Genomic DNA, 17,615 nt, shown 5'->3' on the forward strand with positions numbered 1-17,615 from the left:
TCAGCGGCATCTTGAGCTCGGCCCGGAACTGGCGGGCGTCGCGCAGCAGGTAGGCCTCGCGGTAGGGGTACTCGCGGAAGAACTTGTGGCCGCTCATCCGGATGCCCCAGCTGATCGGCGGCTTGAAGTTCGCGGCGAACTCCTTGACGGGTGCGTCGCCGCGGAACAGGTACATCGGGTTGACCAGCGAGCTGCCCGCGGTCAGTTCCAGCGCATCCAGCGCGCCGTCCTCTTCCAGCCATTTGGCGGTCTGCAGCGACTCCTCCATCGGGATACCGCCGCGGACGCCGTCGCTCATGTTGAGTTTGGCGATGACGGCGATCTGGTTGCCGACGGCTTCTCTGACGGCCTGGACCGTCCCGCGGGCCACCTTGGCCCGGTTCTCCAGTGAGCCGCCGAACTCGTCGCGGCGCTTGTTGATCAGCGGGGACAGGAACGAGCTGGCGAAGTAGTTGTGGCCCAGGTGCACTTCGACGGCGTCGAAGCCAGCCTCGATCGCGAGTTTGGCGGCGTTGGCGTGCGCGGCCGTGACGTCGTCGATGTCCTGACGGGTGGCTTTGCGGGCGAACCGCATCGACAGCGGGTTGAAGAACCGCACCGGTGCCAGGGCCTTGGCCTTGTTGGTGCGTGAGTTGGCGACCGGCCCGGCATGGCCGATCTGCGCGCTGATCGCGGCACCTTCACCGTGGATGGTGTCGGTGAGTTTGCGCAGGCCGGGGATGGCCTCCGGTCGCATCCAGATCTGCCAGCCGTCGGTGCGGCCACCGGGGGACACCGCGCAGTAGGCGACGGTCGTCATGCCGACGCCGCCGGCCGCGGGCAGCTGGTGGTAGCGGATCAGATCGTCGGTGACCAGGGCATCAGGGGTGGACGCTTCGAACGTCGCGGCCTTGATGATCCGGTTGCGCAGCGTGACCGGGCCGAGTTTGGCCGGTTGAAAGGGATCGACGGCCATGGTTTCTGAAATCCTTTCGATAAATCTCAATGGGACAACGCCTTTCGGTTCGCACCGCGGTGCGGAGCGTCATGGCTTCGCACCGTGTTGCGTGGCGGCCCCAGGTGGAATCTTGAACGGGTCGGCGGCCTGACCCGACAGATTTGACACCGCGCCGGTCAGGAAATCGGGCGGATTGACGATCTCGGACAGGTGCGGCATGTTCGGGTCCAGAGCCGACGTCGTGAGCAGGTTTTCGCCGAGCCGCCGCATGGTGAGGTCGAACGTCGAAAAGACGTTGAGGTAGTCGCCACGAATGGCATTGCGTAGGTATTTCCGGTCGAACGGAAAAGTGGGCAAGAGTTCCAGATCGTGAATGAAGTCGTCAGCGTTGTCGTTGAAGGCTTTGATGACGGGAAATGTGTCTTTGAGGTCAGCAGCGAAGTCGTCGTGGGTCTGTGCCAACACGCGCTCGGCAGTCGATGCGAATCTGCGTAGTGCCTCGAATGCCGCGACGATACTGCCGCGATTTCGGTTCAGGACATCAAGTGCGACGGGAAGGGTCTCCAGCGTCCGCCTCAGTCCGTCGCTGTTGTGCGCCAGGACTGCCGCTGTGCGGTCGACCCCCTCGATCGCAGCGATGATGACGTTGGTTTGCGCATCGAGGAAGCTGGTCAGTTCGGCCAGTCTCGCTACCAACCCGGTGAACGTCGCTCCCCGCCCGACAACGGCGCCATAGGCCTCGTTCGTAATATCCTGCAAAGAACCAAGATTGCCGTTATTGACAATGACGCCGAGCGCAGCCAGCACCTCCTCGGTTGTGGGAAAGTGACGCGCACGATCGAGCCCGATGTGCGCACCGTCGGCCAGCCTGGCACGCACGGGGCCATCGCGCGGCGGCACCAGTTCGATGTGCTGAGAGCCCAATAGTGATGTCTGTCCAACTATCGCGGAGATATTCGCGGGTAAATCTGCCTGGCGATCCAACGAAAGACGCACGGCCGCATACACGGTGCTGTCCGGCCGCTGCACGACGGCGACCCCCGAGACACTTCCGACCGTGACGTCGCCGACCAGGACCGGCGAATTCTGCGGTAGCCCAACGACGTTGTCCAGTTCGACGGTCACCACGAAAGAGCCCGCGCCGTGACCCGCTGTGCCCGGCAGGGAAAGCGAGTTCAAACCGTCGAACTGACACCCCGTCACCATCGCGGCCATACAGGTCAGGATCGCGCCGCCGCGCAGCCCAACGCTTCGATCACCCATTCTCCGAGCACCGACCCTTCGAAGGGTCGGGGGCTCCGCCGATGGGAATGATGATGTCGCTACCGGCCGGGCCGCTGATCTTGATCTTGCTGGAACAGAAGAAGATATTGAAGAACGCGCCGTAAGCGCCCAGCGAGTTGAGCCGCAGGTAGTTTTCCGCGAGGGGATCGATGGTCGCGTTGATATCTGCTCTGCGCTCATAGGCCCGCTGCGCGAACGGCCGCACGTTTTCCAGGACACCCTGGACCGGGCGCCGTCCGCTCTCCAGCATCTGGGTCAGTTCTTGGGACGATGCCGCCAGCGGCGGGATGGCGCCGGCAATGGGGTCGCGGCCCTGCGCCAAACCCGTGAGCAATTGCTGGAGCTCGTCGACGCTGCGCCCGAACTGCAGGCCCTTCTCATCAACTGTTCCGAGCGAGGCGTTGAGGTTGCCGATGACGTCACCGACGAGTTGATCGCGGCCGGAGAGACTCTGGGTGAAGCTGCCGGTCGTCGAAAGCAATTGGGACACAGCGCCACCCTGGCCCTGGAGCAGGTCGATGACCGCAGCGCTAATCGCGTTGATCTTGTTGCCGTCGAGGCCTTTGAGAACGGGACGCAAACCGCCCAGGAGTGCATCGAGGTCCACCGCGGGCTGGGTGTTGCTCAGCGGGATGGTGGCCCCGGCCGCCAGTTCGTGTAAATCTCCTGCGGCAAAGGCCAATTCGAGATAACGGTCGCCCGTGAGATTCAGGTATCGAATCACGGCCCTGGTCGAGGTGTACAGGCGGTAGCGCGAATCGACGCTGAACAGCACGTCGACGGTGTTGTCAGTGTTGAGCGACACGTGGTCGACCTTGCCGACCGGCAACCCGGCCATGCGCACGTCTTGCCCGGCCTTCAGACGTGAGGCGTCGACGAACTCGGCGTGGTACTGCTCGCCCTCACCGAACCGGAGTTGGCCGAACACCACCACCAGTGCGGCGGCGACCAACAGCATCACCACCGTGAACACAGTCACTTTCGCCGCGGTCAGCGACATCGAACCGGCCTGGTGACGGCAGCGGTCATCGGCAACCTCCTCAATTAGTGATCCAGTGGTACACTAATTGCCGGTTGACGTCAACGGCACCACCGTCGCTCGGGGCCTGTGATGATGGATGCGTGAGCAGTCAGTCAGGCCCCGGTCGGCCGCGCGATGGGAGTATCGACGATCGCGTACTCGCGGCGACCCGGGAGCTGCTGTCGGAGGGCGGGTTTCAGGCGCTGAGCATGAGGCTCGTCGCGCAGCGCTCCGGCGTCACGCGCGCCAGCCTGGCTCGACGATGGCCCACAAAAGCCGCGTTGGTACTGGACGCGGTGCTGGGCCAGACACCCGACATGACGCCGTTCACCGGAACGGACGTGTACGGCTGGATCGATTTCGTGGTTCGGGGCAGCCACGAGCTGTTCAGCCGTCCGGAGATGAAAGCCGCCGCGCCCGGTCTGACCCTGGCGTTGCAGGAAGACAGCGAACTGGGTCGATCGTTGTGGAAGCGCTTCACCGGGCCGGCGGTCGAGTTGTTCTCCGAAGACGTCGGAGCCCAGACTGCCGAGGAGCGGCGCAGTGCGGAATTGGATGCGCGTGCAGTGGTGATCATGGCGGCCGGCGCCGCGATGTACATGACCACCATTGCCGCCGACGACGACTCCGCCGAACTCGAGGAGCGGATCGTCGAGCTTCTGACAACCGGGTATCGGTCAGCGTCGGCGAACCGCGCTACTGACCGCTAGAACACGACAGGCCGCACCCTGATCGGGCACGGCCTGTCGCTTGATGCAGGACTTCGTGGATCAGCGGCCGGGCTGGGCCGGGCCGGGCTGACCGGGAGCTTGAGGGCCGGGACCACCAGGGCCCTGTCCACCGGGCCCACCGGGGCCGCCCGGGCCACCCTGCCAGCCGGGGCCACCGGGGAACATCGGATGCCACATGCCACCACCGCGCGGCCCGTCGTGCCCCTCGCGGAATTCCGACATGTCGTGGCCGCGGTGGTGCTTGTGCCAGCCGTGGTGGCCACCGCCGGAGTGCGCGCCGAGGATGAAGCCGGAGAAGAAGATCGTCGCGACGATGAACACGATGCCGGCGACGATGCCGACCCAAGCCAGCACCTTGTTGAGCTTGCTCGGCTTGTGCTCGGCGGGCGGCGCGGCCACTGCGGTGGCCGTTGCTACGGGCGGGAACGAGTCCGTCGGGGTATCCGGCGTCTCTGGCGTTTCTTTAGGGGTTTCGTCACTCATGTCATCGATGATCCGTCCGTCAACCACTGCGGTGGCTGGGTTGCGCGTAAGAATCAGCTATGAGGCTCGCGGCGCGGTAGCGTGGGCTGTGTACCGGAGCGTCGGCCGGGCTTTGGGGGCCGGCCGAAGCTCCGATATCAGAACGCGGCAGAAAAGGTGCGATGTCCAGAACCACCGTGCGCGCCGCGGCCCTCGCCTGCGGCACCGCGTTGCTGCTGACCCTCACCCCGGCGTGTACCAGGCAGTCGACGGTGCTCACCGGGCCGGCTCCGACGGCGTCGCCGACGGCGGCCTCGCACGCGCCGCCCACAGGGCCTTCGCCGACGACCCGGAGCAAGTCCGGGCTACCCGTCTGTCAGCTGTCGTCGCTGCCGGCCGAGGCCGGCACCACCGTCGACCTGATCCACCGCGGCGGGCCGTTCCCGTACTCGCGCGACGGCATCGTGTTCGGCAATTTCGAACATCGGCTGCCCAACCAGCAGCGCGGTTACTACCACGAGTACACCGTGCCGACTCCAGGTGCGAAGACTCGCGGGGCCCGGCGCGTCATCACCGGCGGTGAACCGCCGGTCAACCCACCGGAGTTCTACTACACCGGCGATCACTACGAGACGTTCTGCCAGATCGGAGGAGCGTGAAGACCTTCACCGTGCGGGGTGCGCGGATCCATTCCCGCGCAGACCTTTTCACCGAGCTGGGCCACGCAGTCAATGGCACCGATGGCTATTTCGGCAGCAATCTCGACGCGCTGGCCGACTGTCTCGGCGGCGGCTTCGGCACCCCGGACGACGAGCCGTTCCGTTTCGTGCTGACCGACAGCTCAAAAGCCAAGAAGGCCTTGGATTCGGCCACCTGGACCGGGCTGCTCGACGTGTTCGACAGTGCCGGCATCGACTTGATGCTGCGCTGACGCCTGCCTACGGCTTCACCGGATTCACCGCGAACTGGATGACGCGGTACGGCGCGGTGTCGCGCGGCTTGGTGTTCCACTGGCTGACCAGGATGCGCAGTTCGTCGAGCGTCGATCCCGGCGAGATATAGCCGCCGTACGGCTGGGCCAGCTGATTGTCTTGCGGCACAGGAAGTTCGTCGGCCTGCTCCGGCCAGCCGCCGGCGACGACGACGGTCGTGACCGGTGCGGCGCCGAGCTCGGTCGGCGCATTCGCGACCCGGACCTCCATGTTGCCGGTGCTGCTGTTGAAGTAGGACAGCACCGTCTTGCCGTCGACCTGCTTCATGCTCATCTCACCGATCAGGTTGCCCCACAACGGGGTTGGCGGCTTGCCCCAGCCGGCGGTCGCGGACCAGCCCTGCCAGCTGGACCGGTCGGCGAACGACTGCGGCGTGGCCCGGTACAGGAACGGCGCGCTACTGCGGTCAAAGTTGTTGGCGACGATGTACACCCAGCCGCGCGGCGAGTCGGCAGTGGGCACCGGGTCGTAGTAGCCCGTGATCTGGCTCTGCGCTCCCCCGGCGTAGCCGGCCGGCCGCACGGACCCCGGCACCGTCGGCCAGGACCCGCGCGCCGGGTCGGCCTTGACCAGTCGCGAACTCGCCGGCTTCAGGTCGCGCGTGGTGGTGATCAACAGGTAGTTCTCCCGGTTGATGGTCACCACCCCGGCCGGAAGTTGAGATGTGCCAGGAACTTTGGGGTCGGCCAGCAGCGGCTTGTCGACGCCTGTGACGCCGCGGTACCGAAGTCCGTCGGGTGAGTTGATGGAATCGGTCTCGACGTGCAGCGCGACGGGCGCAAACCAGCCGCCGAATCCGACGCCCTGTCCCGCGAAGCTGTCGCCGCAGATCTGCAGGATGCCGCTGGGGAACTCCATGAACTCGCACAGATCGGTCGCCCCGATGCCGTAATCGGCTGTCGGCGTACCGGTTCCGGCCACCGGACCGATACGCGTCACCTCGCCGAGCGCCAGCGGTTTGAGTACCGGTGTGGGCACCGGCGCGGGCGGATCAGCCTGCGCCGCAGCAACCCCGAACGCCGCCATCAACGTCGAGATCGACGCAATGGCCGCGAGCGCGCGCAAGATCAGCGTGCAGCGAGCAGTTCGGCGATCTGAACTGTGTTGAGCGCCGCGCCCTTTCGCAGGTTGTCACCCGAGACGAACAGCGCGAGGCCACGACCGTCGGGCACGCCCGGGTCCTGGCGGATCCGGCCCACCAGCGAGTCGTCGGCGCCGGCGGCGGCCAGCGGCGTCGGCACGTCGACCAGCGAAACACCGGCCGCGTCGGCCAGCAGCTCGCGGGCTCGCTCCACCGAAATCGGCCGGGCGAATTCGGCATTGATCGACAGCGAGTGCCCGGTGAACACCGGCACGCGTACGCAGGTTCCGCTGACCAGAAGCTCCGGGATGCCGAGAATCTTGCGGCTCTCGTTGCGCAGCTTCTGATCCTCGTCGGTCTCGCCCGAGCCGTCATCGACCAGCGAACCGGCCAGCGGGATGACGTTGAAGGCAATGGGCGCAACGTATTTCACGGGCGCCGGGAACTCCAGCGCGGATCCGTCGTGCACCAGCTGCTCGGCACCGGAGATCACGGCGCGCGCCTGCGAGGCCAGTTCGTCGACCCCGGCCAGCCCTGAACCGGACACAGCCTGGTAGCTCGACACGATGAGTCGGGTCAGGCCGGCCTCGTCGTGCAGCGGCTTGAGCACCGGCATGGCGGCCATGGTGGTGCAGTTCGGGTTGGCGATGATGCCCTTGGCAAGCTGCTTGCCGCGGACGTCCCGCTCGAAGTTGACCTCCGAAACCACCAGCGGCACATCGGGATCCTTGCGCCACGCCGACGAGTTGTCGACGACGATGGCTCCGGCGGCGGCGAAGCGCGGCGCCTGCACCCGCGACATGGTCGCGCCTGCGGAGAACAGCGCGATGTCCAGACCCGACGGGTCGGCGGTCTCGCTGTTCTCGACCTCGATCTCCTGGCCGCGGAACGTCAGCTTCTTGCCCTCGGACCGCGCCGAGGCGAAGAACCGCACGGAACTCGCGGGAAAGTCGCGCTCCTCGAGGAGTCTGCGCATGACCTGGCCGACCTGGCCGGTCGCGCCCACCACACCGATGTTCACCATGACTAACGCCCTGTTCCGCCGTACACGACGGCCTCTTCTTCGCCGGCGAAGCCGAAGGCCTCGTGCAGCGCCGCGACGGCCTTGTCCAGCTCAGTGTCCTTGACCAGCACCGAGATTCGGATCTCGGAGGTGGAGATGAGGTCGATGTTGACGCCGACCTCGGCCAGCGTCTCGCAGAACTTGGCGGTGACGCCGGGGTGGCTGCGCATACCGGCGCCGACCAGCGACACCTTGCCGATGTGATCGTCGTACAGCACCTGCGAGAAACCGATCTCGTCCTTGAGCGAGGTCAGCTTCTCGACGGCGCCCGGACCGTTCTCGCGCGAACAGGTGAAGGTGATGTCGGTCTTGCCGTCCTCCACCTTCGAGATGTTCTGCAGCACCATGTCGATGTTCACGTCGGCATCAGCGACCGCGCGGAACACCTTGGCGGCATATCCCGGGACGTCGGGGACGCCGACAACGGTGACCTTCGCCTCGCTGCGGTCGTGGGCGACTCCGGTGAGGATTGCGTCTTCCATGGGGATGTCCTCGATCGATCCTTTGACAATGGTGCCGGTCTTGTCGGAGTACGACGACCGGACATGAATCGGAACGTTGTAGCGGCGGGCGTACTCCACGCAACGCAGCATCAACACTTTGGCACCGCAGGCCGCCATCTCCAGCATCTCCTCGAAGGAGACGGTGTCCAGGTGACGGGCATTCGGCACGATGCGCGGGTCGGCGGTGAAGATGCCGTCGACGTCGGTGTAAATCTCGCAGACGTCGGCGTTCAGCGCGGCGGCCAGCGCCACGGCGGTGGTGTCCGAGCCACCGCGGCCCAGCGTGGTGACGTCCTTGCTGTCCTGGCTGACGCCCTGGAAGCCGGCGACCAGCACGATCTGGCCGTCGTCGAGGGCGTCGCGCAGGCGGCCCGGGGTGACGTCGATGATCTTGGCGTTGCCGTGCGTGCCGGTGGTGATCACGCCGGCCTGCGAACCGGTGAACGACCGGGCCTGCGCGCCGAGGGACTCGATGGCCATGGCGACCAGCGCGTTCGAGATGCGCTCACCCGCGGTGAGCAGCATGTCCATCTCCCGAGCGGGTGGCGCCGGGGAGACCTGGCGGGCCAGATCCAGCAGATCATCGGTGGTGTCGCCCATGGCCGAGACCACGACGACGACGTCATTGCCGGCTTTCTTGGTTTCGACGATCCGCTCGGCGACTCGACGGATCCGCTCGGCGTTCGACACCGAGGATCCGCCGTACTTCTGGACGACGAGCGCCACTGTTCGCGTTTCCTTCTCTGAATTGGCAGCAAGCATTCGCATCAATGCTGCTCCAAGGATAAGGGAGGGCCGAAGCCAATTTTGTTGCCCGGTCGTCTGCCGGACCTGCAACGCGCGAGACGTTCGTCACTCTCGCCCGCGTCAGAAGAGGTCGGTCAGCTTCCGCTGCGCCGGGCAGGCGTCGCTCAGCGCCTTCATCTGATCAGTGATCTGCACGTTGATCGCCGACAGCTGGTAGGCCTCGGTCGGCGCGGGAGCGCCGGGCGCCCGGCCCTGCGCGGCGATCCGGTAGGAGTCCAGCGCCGAGGCGAACTGCGACGCCAGCGTCGCCAACTGCACCGCGTTGGCCGCGACCTTGTCGCCGGTCACCTTCTGCGCCCGCTCAGCCATACCGTCGGCCCAGGCCCGGTAGGCCGTCTCTTCGGCGATAGTCGGGACCCCGCCCGAGTTCTTGTCGATCTTCGACTCGATCTGCACGGCCTGAGCCTTGTTGTAGTCGAGCATGTCGCGCACCGGTTTGCACTCCGGCGTCGGCCCGCGGAACTCGGTCTGCCACACCACCAGGCCGACGACGACGGCGAGCGCGACCGCGATGCCGATCTTCCAGCTGCGGTCCAGGCTCAACAACCATCTCGTCAACACGGTCGAACTGTATCGGCACAGCCAGCACCGTGCCCATTACGCCTGGCCAGGAGCTTGATCCCGGACAGCGCGACCGGGTTTTGGCGAACTACTGGACCGGAGTAAACTAGTCACCGATGTTTATCGCGCGGGTGCTCCTCCTCGGACGCCGCGACGGGGTCTGATCCGACCGGCCTCCCGTCGCGGGGGTTTGAGATGCGCCGGTCCTGACCTTCCAGGTCCCATCCAGACAGACCGGAGCAAAAAACCGTGACCACTTTCTCCCCCGATTCATCTGCCGACTCCTTCTCGTCGGTACGCGCCATCACCACCCCGTCCGGCCCGCGCCGCGAAGGCCAGCCGTCCTGGAACACCCAGCGCAACTCGTCGATGCCCGTCAGCCGGTACCGCTCGTTCGGCGACGAGGTCGAGAACATCAAGCTGCCCGACCGCACCTGGCCCGACAAGGTCGCCACCGCCGCACCCGGCTGGTGTGCGGTCGACCTGCGCGACGGCAACCAGGCCCTGATCGACCCGATGAGCCCGGAGCGCAAGCGCCGGATGTTCGACCTGCTGGTCCGCATGGGCTACAAGGAGATCGAGGTCGGCTTCCCATCGGCCAGCCAGACCGACTTCGACTTCGTCCGCGAGATCATCGAGCAGGGCGCGATCCCGGAGGACGTCACCATCCAGGTGCTGACGCAGTGCAGGCAGGAGCTGATCGAGCGCACCTTCGAGGCGTGCGCGGGTGCCCCGCAGGTGATCGTGCACTTCTACAACTCGACGTCGATCCTGCAGCGCCGTGTGGTGTTCCGCGCGGATCGCGAGGCCGTCAAGAAGATCGCCACCGACGGCGCGAAGCTGTGCGTCGCGGAGGCCAAGAAGTACCCGGGCACGCTGTGGCGGTTCGAGTACTCGCCCGAGTCGTACACCGGCACCGAGCTGGAGTACGCCGTCGAGGTGTGCAACGCGGTCGCAGAGATCGTGCAGCCCACTCCCGACTGGCCGCTGATCGTCAACCTGCCCGCGACCGTCGAGATGGCCACACCCAACGTCTACGCCGACTCGATCGAGTGGATGAACCGGCACCTGGCGCCGCGCGACTCGATCATCCTGAGCCTGCACCCGCACAACGACCGCGGCGAGGGCGTCGCGGCCGCTGAGCTGGGCTACCTGGCCGGCGCCGACCGCATCGAGGGCTGCCTGTTCGGCAATGGCGAGCGCACCGGCAACGTCTGCCTGGTGACGCTGGGCCTGAACCTGTTCAGCCGCGGTGTCGACCCGCAGATCGATTTCTCGAACATCGACGAGATTCGTCGCACGGTCGAGTACTGCAACCAGCTGCCCGTGGCCGAGCGGCACCCGTACGGCGGTGACCTGGTCTACACGGCGTTCTCGGGCAGCCACCAGGACGCCATCAACAAGGGCCTGGACCAGATGAAGATCGACGCCGACGAGGCCGATCAGGACATCGACGACATCCTGTGGCAGGTGCCCTACCTGCCCATCGACCCGAAGGACGTCGGCCGCACGTACGAGGCCGTCATCCGGGTGAACTCGCAGTCCGGCAAGGGCGGCGTCGCCTACATCATGAAGGCCGATCACGGGCTGGTGCTGCCGCGCCGGCTGCAGATCGAGTTCAGCCAGGCCATCCAGAAGATCACCGACGGGGAGGGCGGTGAGGTCTCCCCGAAGGTCATGTGGGACGTCTTCAACGAGGAGTACCTGGCGCCCATCACGCCGCTGGAGCGCATGCGGCAGAAGGTCGACGCGGCCGAAGAGGACGGCGGCACCGACACCATCACCGCCATCGTCAAGATCGACGGGGAAGAGCGCGAGATCGTCGGCGCCGGTAACGGGCCGCTGGCGGCCTTCACCGATGCGCTGGGCGCCGTCGGCTTCCACGTCAACGTGCTGGACTACTCGGAGCACGCCATGTCGGCCGGTGAGGAAGCGCAAGCCGCGGCCTACGTCGAGGCATCGATCGGTGGCAAGACAGTGTGGGGCGTCGGCATCGCGCCGTCGATCACCACGGCGTCGCTGCGGGCCGTCGTCTCGGCCGTGAACCGGGCCGCACGCGGCTAAACGGTCAGTCTGGTGCGCCCGGCGCCTCGGCCACCCGGAGTACTCGGGCGCACCAGCTGACCGCCTGTTCCGCAAAGTCGTGTGCGGTAACGGTTTTCGCGTCGTCGAGGAGCCGCTCATTGATCAGGGTGGCCACCCCGCCGACGCAGAACAGCGCCGCGTCGAAGCTCTCCTGGTCGGCGTCGCGGTCGGGCAGCAGCAAAGCCAGGATTGCGGCGGCCACGCGGTGTTGCGCGATCCGGATGTGTTCGGCCACCGACTCGATGTGCCGGGCATCGGTCAGGAAGATCCGCACCGCCAGCGGGTCGCTCTCGGCGTGCTCGATGAATCCCGCCAGGCCTAGCGTCAGCCGGGTCTGCACGGTCGCCGACTCGGGCGCGCTCCCGCCGGCCAGCATCGCGGCGAAAGGTCCCTCCAGCACGTCGTCGATCACCGCGCCGATGAGCGCGGCCAACCCCGCGAACTGCTCATAGAAGTAGCGGTCGGTCAGTTTGGCGCGCGCCGCGACGGCCCGGACGCTCAGGGCCGACAGTCCGCCCTCGCGCCACAGCGCTTCGGCCGCGTCCAGCAGCAGCCGTCGCCGATCGGCCCGCCGCTGCTCCGCGGACCTGCCGGAGTACTTGCGCTCCGGCGCGCTGCCCGATCCGTTGTCAGCCATCTGGCGCAACCCCTCCCCCCGACTGGCTCATGATGTCAAAATCCGGGGAAGGAAGACGTACTCCCGTTTCAAACGCCGTCTTCTGGCAACATTACCGATGAGTAAGGTTCGGGCTTCATCTACATAGCGGGGTGGAACATGGCAGCACAGCTCGCCGAGCAGGTCACCGTAGTGGCCGCGGCCGGAACCGAAGGCGGGGGCGCGGCCCTCGACCAGGTCCTCGGGATGTCCATCGCGACCGGCATCATCACCGCAGGCCTGTTGTGGATCGGCTATCTGCATCGGCAACGCCGCATCACCTGGCTGCAGGACCTGGCCGAAGCAGCCGGCCGCAAGATGAACCGGCCCAGCTGGGTGGCCCTGCCCTCACTGCTGTTCATCTCGACGATCATCTGCGCGATGTTCGGCTTCATCTGGGACGTCAGCCTGCACATCGGCAAGGGCCGCGACGCCGGGCCGCTGGCCAACCCGGCGCACTACTTCATCCTGGTCGGCCTGTTCCTGCTGTTCATCGCCGGATCGCTGTCGATCATCCTGCCGTACGACAAGCCCGGCCCGGCCGCCATCAAGATCACCAAAACCTGGTACGCGCCCGTCGGCGGCATCCTGATGGCCGGTTGCGGCCTGTACGCGCTGATCGGTTTCCCGCTCGACGACATCTGGCACCGCATCTTCGGCCAGGACGTCACTCTCTGGGGCCCAACGCATTTGATGCTCATCGGCGGCGCGGGCCTGTCCCTGGTCGCCATGCTGTTGCTGGAACGCGAGGGCGATATCGCGATGGGCGCCGACGCACCACCCGCCCGCAACAAGGTGCTGCCGTACTTCGCCTTCGGCGGTCTGGTGATCGGCCTGTCGGTGTTCCCGGTCGAATACGACTTCGGCGTCGAGCAGTTCCGGCTGGTGCTGCACCCCATGCTGATCGCCGGCGCAGCAGCCATGTCGCTGGTTGCCACTCGGCTCACGCTGGGCCGGTACTCCACCTTCGGCGCCATCGCGTTCGCGCTGTTCATCCGCGGACTCGTCGCGCTGGCCGTCGGCCCCATCCTTGGCTCGCCGTACAGCTGGTGCGCGCTCTACCTCGGCTCCGCGATCGTCGTGGAGCTGATCGGGCTGACGCCACTGGTCAACCGCCCCGTCCTGTTCGGCGCGGTGGCCGGCCTGGGCGTGGGCACCGTCGGTATGTGGCTGGAATCGTTCTGGGTCGATGCCATGTTCCGCACCCCGTGGCCCACCAGCATGTGGGGCGAGGCGCTGGCGATGTCCACACCAGTCGCCATCTGTATGGGCATGTGCGGCGCGCTGCTGGCCATCGTCTTGTCCGGCCAGCGCCTGCCCGCGCGTCCGATCGGTATCGCCGTCGTGGTCGCGACGGTTCTGGTCGTCGGCGGCGCCGTCGCCAACGGCCTGAACATCACCGTCCCGGAGCACGCCCGGGCGCAGATCACCCTCACCGAGGCACCGAGCCCCGCCGGTGAGCGCCTGGTGAACGCCGACATCCAGATCACGCCCACCAACCTGGTCAGCGACGACCCCGAGTGGGTCAGCCTGATGGCGTGGCAGGGCAAGCTCGCCCATGACCGCGGTCTGGTGGTCGATCACCTGCAGCGGGTCGGCCCCGGCCACTACCGGTCCACGCGGCCGATCCCGGTATGGGGGACTTGGAAGACGGTGCTGCGCGTGCAAGATGGACGCACCATGGCCGCTGTCCCGATCTTCCTGCCCGCCGACCCCGGCATCGGTGCCGAGGAGACGCCGGCGCTCTCGACGACCCGTAACTTCATGGAGGAGATCCAGGTCCTGCAGCGCGAGCGCAACCTGGACGTGCCGTCGTGGCTGTACTCCGCAGCCTCGCTGATCGTGCTCGTGTGCTCGCTGATCCTGATCGCGTTGCTGAGTTGGGGTGCGGGACGGATCAATTCGCGTGAGCAGTTCAGCGCCGCCGAGACGAAGGAACCCGTCGGACAGCCGTGACCTATCTGGCCGATCACTCGCTATTGTTGGCACTGCCGGCGTTTGCCCCTGCGTTCGTCGTCGCCGGGGTCGTGGCCTGGGTGGCCATGAAGGACCGGCGAGCAGAAGACAGCGCCGGCTCCGACGGTGACGAAACCGATTCGGAGACAGCAGTTTCGACCGATGAGGACGGTTCCGCGTGACCTTTGTGAAGACCCTCGCCGCGGCAGGCGTCGTGGCGCTGGCACTCGCCGGCTGCAGCAACAAGGAGACGGCGCCCAGCGGCTCGTCGAGCGCCTCGGCAACGGCCACAACGCAACTGAGCAACCCGCAGGCCCCGCCCGCGCGCGTCTACATCGACGTGACCATCGCCGGCGGCACCGCAACACCGCTCAACCAGCAGGTGGAGGCCAAGCTGGGCCAGCCGATCATCGTCCGCGTCAACAGTGACGCCGCCGACCAGCTGCACGTGCATTCGAATCCCGAGCACACCTTCACCATCAAGGCCGAGAAGGATCAGCAGTTCCAGTTCACGGTGGACGTGCCGGGCAAGGTTGACGTCGAACTGCACCACCTGGACAAGACCGTCGCCACCATCACGGTGCAGTGACCTCGGCCGTCCTGGCGCACGGGCTGGGCGGATCCAGTGATCTTCCGATCCCGCTCACCTATGCCCTGATCGGCGCGGCGTGGGCGTTGACGTTCACTTTCGCGGTGGTGGCGCTGGCCTGGCGCAAGCCGCGGTTCGATCCCGAGACACCGGGGCGGGCATTGCCGCGCTGGGTGACGACGGCCGTGGACGCGCCCGTCACCCGGTGGACGGTCGGCCTGCTGGCGCTGGCGTTCGCGGGGTGGGTCATCGTGGCGTCGATCGTCGGACCGCCCGCATCCGGCAACCCGCTACCAGGCGTGTTCTATGTGCTGCTGTGGGTCGGAATCGTTGCGCTGTCAGTGCTTTTCGGGCCGGTGTGGCGGGTGCTGTCTCCGGTGCGGACCATCGCCCGGCTGCTGCGACTGAGCCGGGATGCGTATCCCGCACGCCTCGGCTACTGGCCTGCGGCCGCCGGGCTGTTCGCGTTCGTCTGGCTCGAGCTGGCCAGTCCCGACCCGGGTTCTGTTGGCGCCGTGCGTATCTGGTTGCTCGCCTACCTTGCGGTGACGCTGGCCGGGGCCATGGCGTGTGGCACCCGCTGGTGCTCGCACGCCGACCCGTTCGAGGTGTACAGCGTCGTGGCGTCGCGGTGCGCGCCGGTGCGGCGCAACGCCGATGGCCAGATCGCCATCGGCAATCCGTTCAACCACCTGCCCACGCTGCCCATCCGGCCCGCGACGGTGACGGTGCTCGCGGTGCTGCTGGGCTCGACAGCCTTCGACAGTTTCTCGGCGACGCCGGCGTGGCGGGGGTTCGTCGACGCGCACACCAACGGCGCTTGGCAGGCCACTGCACTCAAAACCGTTGGGCTGGCGGTGTTTGTCACGACGGTCGCACTGTCGTTCAGCCTCGCCGCCCGTGCCACCGGCGGGGTGGACCGGGCGCGGCGCCGGCAGCTGCCCGGATTGCTGGCGCACTCCCTCATCCCGATCGTCATCGGCTATGTGTTCGCGCACTACCTGACCTATCTCGTGGAGAAGGGCCAGCAGACCGTCTATCTGCTGCTCGGCATGCACGACGCGCATGTCTATTACGTACTGTCCCTGCACCCTTCGGTGCTGGCCACGACCAAGGTGCTGTTCGTGGTGGCCGGGCACATCGCCGGCGTCGTCGCAGCCCACGACTGTGCGCTGCGCATCCTGCCCAAGCGGCATCAGCTCACCGGGCAGCTGGCGATGATGCTGGTGATGGTCGGCTACACGTTCACCGGGCTGTACCTGCTCTTCGGCGGATAGCTCACCGCCCGCTCCGCCGAGTGGCCACCTATCGCACGAATCTCCGAGATTTCCGTGTCACAGGTGGCCATTCGGCGTGAAACCTTGACAGCGTCGGGATGCGACACGAAACTGAGGACATCCGTCCTCAGATTGGGGTTGCATGACCACCACCGCAGAGCCCACGCTCAAGCAACTGCACGGCCGTCCGTTCGAGTCCCTCTATGACGAAATGGACTACCAGGTCAAACGCGTCGACGGGACCTTGCCGGCCGACCTGACGGGCACCCTGTTCCGCGTCGGCCCCGGAAAGTTCGAGGTCGGCGACACCGTCCTCAAGACCATGTTCGACGGCGACGGCATGGTGTCGCGGTTCGTGCTCGACGGTAAGACCGTCCGCTTCACCAACCGCTACGTCCGCACGCGCCAGTACCGCAGCGGCAACCAGATGAGCCAGCGCGGCATCACCACCAACGCCCCCACGCTGCGCGGCAATCTCCAACCGCCGGCCAACACCGGCAACACCAACATGGCCAACATCTGCGGCGACCTGCTCGCACTGTGGGAGGGCGGCCCGCCGTACAAGATCGATCCCGACAGCCTGGAAACCCTGGGGTACAAGCGTTTTGAGGGCGATCGCTTCGGATATCTCGGTGCGTTCTCTGCCCATCCCAAATGGGATCCACGCACGGGCGAGGTGTTCAACTTCGGCTTCGACCTCTTGCCCACCCCACGGCTGCGGTGCTATCGCGTGGACGCGAAAGGCCGGAATGCGGAGATCAATTCACTTCCATTGTGGGACTTCGTCTGGAATCACGACTTCGCCCTCACCGAACACAACCTGGTGTTCGTCCTGGATCCGTTGCGGCCCAACATCCCCACGTTTCTGCGGACCCGGTCGCTGGAGCAATCCCTGAGTTACCAAGCCCGCAATGGGTCGACGCGGTTCGCCATCGTTCCGCGCGATGGCTCCAAGCCTCGCGTCATCGAGCACGAACCGATGGCCCATATCCACGTCACCAATGCGTTTGAAGACGGCACGGACACCGTGGTCGAGTTCGTCCGGTTCGACGACCCGGACATCTTCGGGCAACTGGGCAAGACATGGCAGGAACCGGCGGATCCGACCAACCCGCGCGCACACCTGACCATCGATCAATGGCCATCGGGGCGGCTGTCCCGATTCCGGATCAGCAAGTCCGGGCGGGTGACCGAGACCGTGTTGTCCGAAAGTGCGCCAATGGAATTCCCGCAGTACGACTGGCGTCGATCAACGCGCGAACACAATTTCACCTACGCCGCCGCAGCCACCGAGGACGTCGGACACTACAACGCCGTGACCAAGTTCGACCATGCGGCCGGAACGCGGACGACCTTCGATTTCGGCCTGGCCCAGACTGGCGAACCGTTGTTCGTACCCCGCTCCCGCACGGCCGGCGAGGACGACGGCTGGCTGCTGGTGCTCAATCACGATCTGCTGAGTCACCTTTCACAACTGGCGATCTTCGATGCCCGCACCATCGAGGACGGCCCGTTGGCCACCGCGCACCTGGAGCACCATCTGCCGATCGGGTTCCACGGCACGTTCAGCCGGCGCATCGCGGGCTGAACGCCCGCTTCGGGACCTGTGCA

At 66.4% G+C, this 17,615-nt stretch carries 18 protein-coding genes; 9 read left to right on the forward strand and 9 right to left on the reverse strand.

The window, feature by feature from the left end:
* The 3 genes from TL10_RS18705 to TL10_RS18715 all read right to left on the reverse strand — a co-directional run.
* A partial coding sequence (locus tag TL10_RS18705; RefSeq protein WP_043986806.1) for an NADH:flavin oxidoreductase occupies positions 1 to 955 on the reverse strand: 955 nt, incomplete at its 3' end.
* Between the two features lie 69 nt (positions 956 to 1,024).
* Positions 1,025 to 2,200: an MCE family protein gene (locus tag TL10_RS18710; RefSeq protein WP_043986808.1), complete on the reverse strand. Its 1,176-nt coding sequence runs from the start codon at positions 2,198 to 2,200 to the stop codon at positions 1,025 to 1,027.
* On the reverse strand, positions 2,193 to 3,221 hold the full coding sequence (locus TL10_RS18715; protein ID WP_043399600.1) for an MCE family protein: 1,029 nt from the start codon (positions 3,219 to 3,221) through the stop codon (positions 2,193 to 2,195). The genes TL10_RS18710 and TL10_RS18715 overlap by 8 nt, the downstream gene beginning before the upstream one ends.
* A gap of 122 nt (positions 3,222 to 3,343) precedes the next feature.
* On the opposite strand from TL10_RS18715, the gene TL10_RS18720 reads away from it, so the two are divergent.
* Complete coding sequence (locus tag TL10_RS18720; RefSeq protein WP_043399597.1) at positions 3,344 to 3,952, forward strand: TetR/AcrR family transcriptional regulator; 609 nt, start codon at positions 3,344 to 3,346, stop codon at positions 3,950 to 3,952.
* A gap of 60 nt (positions 3,953 to 4,012) precedes the next feature.
* Here TL10_RS18720 and TL10_RS18725 read toward each other — a convergent pair whose 3' ends face one another.
* Positions 4,013 to 4,456: a hypothetical protein gene (locus TL10_RS18725; RefSeq protein WP_043399624.1), complete on the reverse strand. Its 444-nt coding sequence runs from the start codon at positions 4,454 to 4,456 to the stop codon at positions 4,013 to 4,015.
* A gap of 251 nt (positions 4,457 to 4,707) precedes the next feature.
* Between TL10_RS18725 and TL10_RS18730 the strand changes: the two genes are divergently transcribed.
* Positions 4,708 to 5,094, forward strand: coding sequence for a guanyl-specific ribonuclease (locus tag TL10_RS18730; RefSeq protein WP_043986843.1), 387 nt, complete (start codon positions 4,708 to 4,710; stop codon positions 5,092 to 5,094).
* Positions 5,091 to 5,366: a barstar family protein gene (locus tag TL10_RS18735; RefSeq protein ID WP_043399592.1), complete on the forward strand. Its 276-nt coding sequence runs from the start codon at positions 5,091 to 5,093 to the stop codon at positions 5,364 to 5,366. Before TL10_RS18730 ends, TL10_RS18735 begins: the two co-directional genes overlap by 4 nt.
* A 7-nt stretch (positions 5,367 to 5,373) precedes the next feature.
* On the opposite strand, the gene TL10_RS18740 is transcribed toward TL10_RS18735, so the two are convergent.
* From TL10_RS18740 to TL10_RS18755, 4 genes are all read right to left on the reverse strand, one after another.
* Positions 5,374 to 6,453, reverse strand: a complete 1,080-nt coding sequence (locus TL10_RS18740; RefSeq protein ID WP_082067999.1) for a DUF4185 domain-containing protein — start codon at positions 6,451 to 6,453, stop codon at positions 5,374 to 5,376.
* Between the two features lie 41 nt (positions 6,454 to 6,494).
* Positions 6,495 to 7,532 carry an aspartate-semialdehyde dehydrogenase gene (locus TL10_RS18745; protein ID WP_043399589.1) on the reverse strand — a complete coding sequence of 346 codons (1,038 nt, stop codon included), beginning with the start codon at positions 7,530 to 7,532 and terminating at the stop codon, positions 6,495 to 6,497.
* Positions 7,533 to 7,534: 2 nt separating this feature from the next.
* The gene (locus tag TL10_RS18750) at positions 7,535 to 8,800 is read right to left on the reverse strand and encodes an aspartate kinase (RefSeq protein ID WP_043399620.1); all 1,266 of its coding nucleotides are present in this window, start codon (positions 8,798 to 8,800) and stop codon (positions 7,535 to 7,537) included.
* A 141-nt stretch (positions 8,801 to 8,941) separates the two neighbouring features.
* On the reverse strand, positions 8,942 to 9,442 hold the full coding sequence (locus TL10_RS18755; RefSeq protein WP_231575652.1) for a hypothetical protein: 501 nt from the start codon (positions 9,440 to 9,442) through the stop codon (positions 8,942 to 8,944).
* A 249-nt stretch (positions 9,443 to 9,691) separates the two neighbouring features.
* On the opposite strand from TL10_RS18755, the gene leuA reads away from it, so the two are divergent.
* On the forward strand, positions 9,692 to 11,506 hold the full coding sequence (gene leuA / locus TL10_RS18760; RefSeq protein WP_043399584.1) for a 2-isopropylmalate synthase: 1,815 nt from the start codon (positions 9,692 to 9,694) through the stop codon (positions 11,504 to 11,506).
* Positions 11,507 to 11,510: 4 nt separating this feature from the next.
* Here the strand turns inward: leuA and TL10_RS29715 are convergent, their stop codons facing one another.
* Complete coding sequence (locus TL10_RS29715) at positions 11,511 to 12,164, reverse strand: TetR/AcrR family transcriptional regulator (RefSeq protein WP_051955074.1); 654 nt, start codon at positions 12,162 to 12,164, stop codon at positions 11,511 to 11,513.
* Positions 12,165 to 12,302: 138 nt separating this feature from the next.
* Between TL10_RS29715 and TL10_RS18770 the strand changes: the two genes are divergently transcribed.
* The 5 genes from TL10_RS18770 (at position 12,303) to TL10_RS18790 (ending at position 17,592) form a co-directional block, all read left to right on the forward strand.
* Positions 12,303 to 14,138: a hypothetical protein gene (locus TL10_RS18770; protein ID WP_043399581.1), complete on the forward strand. Its 1,836-nt coding sequence runs from the start codon at positions 12,303 to 12,305 to the stop codon at positions 14,136 to 14,138.
* Entirely contained in the window at positions 14,135 to 14,320 is a 186-nt protein-coding gene (locus tag TL10_RS18775; protein WP_043399578.1) for a hypothetical protein, read from the forward strand. The genes TL10_RS18770 and TL10_RS18775 overlap by 4 nt, the downstream gene beginning before the upstream one ends.
* Complete coding sequence (locus tag TL10_RS18780) at positions 14,317 to 14,727, forward strand: hypothetical protein (protein ID WP_043986811.1); 411 nt, start codon at positions 14,317 to 14,319, stop codon at positions 14,725 to 14,727. Before TL10_RS18775 ends, TL10_RS18780 begins: the two co-directional genes overlap by 4 nt.
* Positions 14,724 to 16,004, forward strand: coding sequence for a hypothetical protein (locus TL10_RS18785; RefSeq protein WP_043986812.1), 1,281 nt, complete (start codon positions 14,724 to 14,726; stop codon positions 16,002 to 16,004). Before TL10_RS18780 ends, TL10_RS18785 begins: the two co-directional genes overlap by 4 nt.
* A 142-nt stretch (positions 16,005 to 16,146) precedes the next feature.
* Positions 16,147 to 17,592, forward strand: coding sequence for a carotenoid oxygenase family protein (locus tag TL10_RS18790; RefSeq protein ID WP_043986814.1), 1,446 nt, complete (start codon positions 16,147 to 16,149; stop codon positions 17,590 to 17,592).
* Positions 17,593 to 17,615: the final 23 nt, after the last annotated feature.

The sequence above is a fragment of the Mycolicibacterium llatzerense genome (assembly GCF_000878195.1).
In the GTDB taxonomy this organism is placed as follows: Bacteria; Actinomycetota; Actinomycetes; order Mycobacteriales; family Mycobacteriaceae; genus Mycobacterium; species Mycobacterium llatzerense.